This window comes from Oerskovia sp. NPDC060287 (genome assembly GCF_042726775.1).
GTDB classification, from domain to species: Bacteria; Actinomycetota; Actinomycetes; order Actinomycetales; family Cellulomonadaceae; genus Oerskovia; species Oerskovia merdavium.
Genome location: NZ_JBHXBO010000288.1, coordinates 1 through 4,649, shown reverse-complemented (window position 1 = coordinate 4,649; position 4,649 = coordinate 1). Strand labels below are relative to the sequence as shown.

3 protein-coding genes are annotated in these 4,649 nt (G+C 69.9%); all 3 read right to left on the bottom strand.

Annotated features, from left to right (window positions below; all coding sequences use genetic code 11):
- Positions 1–66: 66 nt before the first annotated feature.
- The 3 genes from ACFWFR_RS17585 to ACFWFR_RS17575 all read right to left on the bottom strand — a co-directional run bounded on the left by ACFWFR_RS17585 (position 67) and on the right by ACFWFR_RS17575 (position 4,542).
- Positions 67–1,890, bottom strand: a complete 1,824-nt coding sequence (locus ACFWFR_RS17585) for a glycoside hydrolase family 13 protein (RefSeq protein WP_377623891.1) — start codon at positions 1,888–1,890, stop codon at positions 67–69.
- A 71-nt stretch (positions 1,891–1,961) separates the two neighbouring features.
- Positions 1,962–2,888 (bottom strand): sugar ABC transporter permease, encoded by a 927-nt coding sequence (locus ACFWFR_RS17580; RefSeq protein ID WP_377617164.1) that lies wholly within the window; start codon positions 2,886–2,888, stop codon positions 1,962–1,964.
- Between the two features lies 1 nt (position 2,889).
- Positions 2,890–4,542, bottom strand: coding sequence for an ABC transporter permease subunit (locus tag ACFWFR_RS17575; protein ID WP_377623890.1), 1,653 nt, complete (start codon positions 4,540–4,542; stop codon positions 2,890–2,892).
- Positions 4,543–4,649 lie beyond the last annotated feature (107 nt).

Below are 4,649 nucleotides of genomic sequence, written 5' to 3'. Positions count from 1 at the left end.
CCCCTGTTCCGCACGGATCAGGGGCATCTGCTCACTTCTCGGTGGAGGTCGCGCGTGCGGGTCGGCTCAGCCGATCCGCCAGACCCCGACTCCCGGTCCGTCCCCGCCCAGGTCCAGGCCGTCGGCCGTGACCTCGAGGCCCAGCCCGCCGTACAGCTTCTCGGGCTCGGAGCCCGCGAGCAGGTGCCGGGGCAGGCGCGCACCGGCCCACGCGTCGCGCGCGACGACCACGAGCACGCGCTCGTCGGTCGTCTCGCGCAGGTACGCGACGGCGTCGTCGTCGACCAGGAGCCAGCGCAGACCGCCCTCACGCAGCGCACGGCTCGCCCGGCGCATCGCGACCAGTCGCCGGTAGACCTCGAACGTGTCGCTGTCCCAGCGCTCGGAGCGGCCCCACGGCATGGGCACGCGCGCGTGCTCGCCGTTGGTTCCCGTGAGGCCCACCTCGTCGCCCGCGAACATCACAGGCGTACCGGGGTAGGTCAGCAGGAGCGTCGCGGCGACCTCGACCATCTCGGCCGAGCCCACGATCGAGCGCAGGCGAGGGGTGTCGTGCGATCCGAGCATGTTCCACTGGCGCGACGTCACGGCCCACGGCAGCACGGCGTCGAAGTCGCGCATGGTCTCGACCATGCTGCGACCACCGCGCCGCGGGGTCGTGACGGGCAGCCCGAGGAACGGGACGGTCGAGTCGTGCGGGGCGAGCCACGTCCAGATCGGACGCGTGAACGCCGAGTAGTTCATGTTGGCGTGCCAGCCGTCACCGGCCAGGTCGAGCGACGCGTCGTGGAAGTGCTCGCTGACCAGGACCGAGTCCGGGTTGATCTCGGTCATGGTGGCCCGGATGCGACGCGCGATCTCGAGCGTGCGGTCCTCGTCGGCGTAGCGACCCGTCATGTTGGCGACGTCGATGCGCCAGCCGTCGAGGGAGAAGGGCTCCCCCAGGTAGCGCCCGACGACGGATCCCGGCCCGTCGATCATCCTCGCCCCGAGCGTGGGCGAGCCGTAGTTGAGCTTGGGCAACGACGCGTGCTCGAGCCAGCCCACGTAGCCGGGCTCGCCCGGCGTCCAGTAGAACCAGTCACGCTCCGCGCTCGACGCGTCGGCGTGCGCACGCTCGAACCACTCGTGGCCCGCGCCCGTGTGGTTGGTCGTCAGGTCGCCGAGCAGGCGCATGCCGCGCGCGTGCACCGCGCGCGAGAGCGAGGCGTAGGCCTCGTCGCCGCCCAGGAGCGGGTCGACGTGGTCGAACGTGCTCGCGTCGTAGCGGTGGTTGGAGCGTCCGGGGAAGACCGGGGTCAGGTAGACCGTCCCCACCCCGAGCGCCTGGAGGTGGTCGAGGTGCTCCTCGATGCCACGCAGGTCACCGCCGTAGTACTGCGTCCCGACACCGGGGCCGCCCGCGAGGGGCTCTTCGTCCCAGTCCGCAGGCTGGGCCCAGTCCGGGACCGGCCGGTCGTCCGCCTCGGCCGAGCGTGCGAACCGGTCCGGGAAGACCTGGTAGACGACGCCGTCGCCCATCCAGGACGGCGCCGGCGGGTGCACCGTGAGACGGAAGTCCGCGGCGTCCGGCACGTCGCGGTCGAAGACCCCGCGACCGTTGAGCCACTGGTACCCGCCCGGGACGTCCAGGAAGAAGCGATAGCTCGTGACCGGGTTGTGGACCAGGACGTCGGCGACGTACCAGGACTCGTGCTCGTCCTCGCGATCGAGCCGGGCCTGGGACAGGCGGGGCTCACCGTCACGGACCGTCCGCAACCACACGGACCGGACCTGGGCAGCGGGACCGCCGGGCACCCGGGGCACCCGGACCCGGACGGGGACCACGTCCCCGAGGGCGGGCGTGCCCTCGGGGACGTAGACCTCGGAACCGTCGTGGTGCGCGGTCAGGGCGACCGCCTCGCGAGGCGAGGCGAGCGACCCGGCGGCCGTGACGTCGTCGGGCAGGGAGGCGCTCACGCTCAGCCCTTGACCGAACCGGCCGTCAGACCGCCCACGATGTACTTCTGCAGGTAGAGGAACAGTGCCAGCACCGGCAGCGCCGAGACCACGGCACCGGCCGTGAACAGGCCCCAGTTCGCCTCGCGCAGCGAGGAGACCCAGCCGTACAGGCCCACCGCGAGCGTCCAGTTGGACTCCGACGTCAGGACGATGCGGGCGATGATGAACTCGCCGTACGTGCTGATGAAGGACAGCAGCGCGACCACCGCGAGGATCGGGGCGACCAGGCGCAGGATGATCGTCCAGTAGATCTGCGCGTGCGTGGCGCCGTCGAGCTTGGCGGCCTCGTCGAGCTCGCGCGGGACCGTGTTGAAGAACCCGTACATCAGGAACGTGTTCACGCCCAGCGCGCCACCGAGGTAGACGCAGATCAGCGACAGCTTGCTGTCCAGGCCCAGGGCCGGGACCACGTCGCCGAGGCTCAGCAGCAGCAGGAAGATCGCGATGAACGCGAGCATCTGCGGGAACATCTGGATGATGAGCAGCGACGTCAGGCCGGCGCGACGCCCCGCGAAGCGGAAGCGCGAGAACGCGTAGGCTGCCGCGGCCCCCATGAGGACCGTGCCGATCGAGGTCACCACGGCGATCACGAGCGTGTTGAGCATCCACGTCCAGAACAGCGACTCGCTCAGCTGCGCGTAGTTCGCGGTGCTCACGTCACTGAAGAGGGTGTTCGAGCCGGTCAGCGTGCCGTTCTCCGAGAGCGAGGCCGACAGGACGTAGACCAGCGGGAACGCCGCGAACACGACCGCGACGACGCCCACGAGGTGGCGCCAGCCGAGCTCGCTGAACCAGCGGCCGGGCTTCATGCGCTGACGGCCTACGCCCGAACCGGACGGGGTGCCCGAGGACGAGCCGACGGAAGGGGAGACAGAGGTGGTCGCCATGTCAGTTGATCTCCTCGAACTTGCGGGTGCTCCGGAACGCCAGGGCCGAGATGGTGCCGACGATCACGAAGATGACGATCGACAACGCGCTCGCGAGCCCGAAGTTCTTGGGGGCCGAGCCGTCGACGCCGGAGATCTGGTAGACCATCGAGATCAGGATGTCCGTGTGGCCGAGCGGCACCGAGGCGTCCGCGAACCGTGGACCACCCCCGGTGAGCATGTAGATGAGCGTGAAGTTGTTGAAGTTGAACGCGAACGACGAGATCAGCAGCGGGGCCGTCGAGATGAGGAGCAGCGGCAGCGTGACCGAGCGCCACGTGCGCCAGCGTCCGGCCCCGTCGATCTTCGCGGCCTCCATCACGTCCGACGGCAGCGACTGCAGCGCGCCCGTGCAGATGAGGAACATGTACGGGAAGCCGAGCCACAGGTTCACGAACAGGACCGAGAACTTCGCGAGGACCGGGTCCGTGAGCCACGGGATCTCCGCTCCCCCGAAGATGACCTCGTTGATGAAGCCGAACCGTGTGTTGAGCAGGCCGGACCACAGCAGGGCCGCGAGGAATCCCGGGATCGCGTACGGCAGGATCATGAGCACGCGGTAGATCTTGCGACCGCGCATGCGGACGTCGTTGAACGTGATGGCCAGGAAGAGACCGAGCAGGAACGTGGTCGCCACGGACCCGATCGCGAAGACGAACGTCCAGGCGAGGATCTTGACGAACGGCTGCGCATAGCGCCCGTCCGAGAACGCGGTGACGAAGTTGTCGAACCCGACCGCGACGCGCCAGCCCACGGCCAGGGTCGTGCCGTCCTCGGCCTCGAACTGCCCGTCGTCGTTGGGCGTGTACACGGTCCCGGTGGTCGTGTCCGTCATGGTGTCGCTCGCGGCGTCCCACTCGAGCGTCGAGGTGTAGACGTAGCCGGTCATGGCGTCGGGTGTGCGGATCGACCCGTCCTCGGGGTCGTCGGACACCGGAACGCGGAGGTTCGTGACCTCCTCCTGGCGCTGGAGCACCTGGCCGCGCTCGAGGACCTCGTAGCCCGGGACGTCGGCCGCACGGCCGCCCACGACCTCGGCGCCGTCGACCACCGTGAGGGGCTGCTCGGCCGTGCCGACCTCGACGTCCCCGTCCGAGGTGACGATCGCGAAGGCGAGCTCGTCGCCGTCCACGAGCACCGTGAGCGGCGCGGACTCGGAGCCCTCGACGCGGCGCTCGTTCTGCACGAGCAGCGCCTCGACCGCCTGGTCCTTGGTCGTGTTGTGGCCCGTGCCGTAGTTGGTGAAGGCGATGTAGCCCGTGTAGGCCACGACGAAGATCTGGTAGGCCAGCAGGAACAGCAGGCCAGGGAGGATGTACTTGAGCGGCAGCGCCCGCTTGGAGAAGTAGACCCAGTTGGCGGCGACGAGCATGGCCAGCATCGCTGCGAGGATCCCGTACGACTCTGCGCTCCACGCGGACCAGACCACGTACACACCGAGCGCGTCGATGACGGCCATGAGTGCGAGCTTGACGAAGAACCCGGGGCTGTAGTTCCGGGCGTGCGAACCGTCACGGTCCCGACGGGGGCGCTGTGCGCGGGGTCCCAGGGGCGGCCCGGAGTCCTCCGGAGCGCCGACTTCGCTGTCGGTGGGCGTGATCTGTGGGGCGGACATCGAGCCTCCGTAGTCGTGCGACACGGGGGTACGGCCCGCGTCATGGGGCTGGCGCAGCACCGCTGGTGCGGTCCGCGCCGACGGCTCGTGGCCGTGGCGCCAGGCGC

Coding starts and splice junctions, on each gene's coding strand:
- ACFWFR_RS17580 (WP_377617164.1), bottom strand. CDS start 2,888: ATGGCGACCACCTCTGTCTCCCCTTCCGTCGGCTCGTCCTCGGGCACC.
- ACFWFR_RS17575 (WP_377623890.1), bottom strand. CDS start 4,542: ATGTCCGCCCCACAGATCACGCCCACCGACAGCGAAGTCGGCGCTCCG.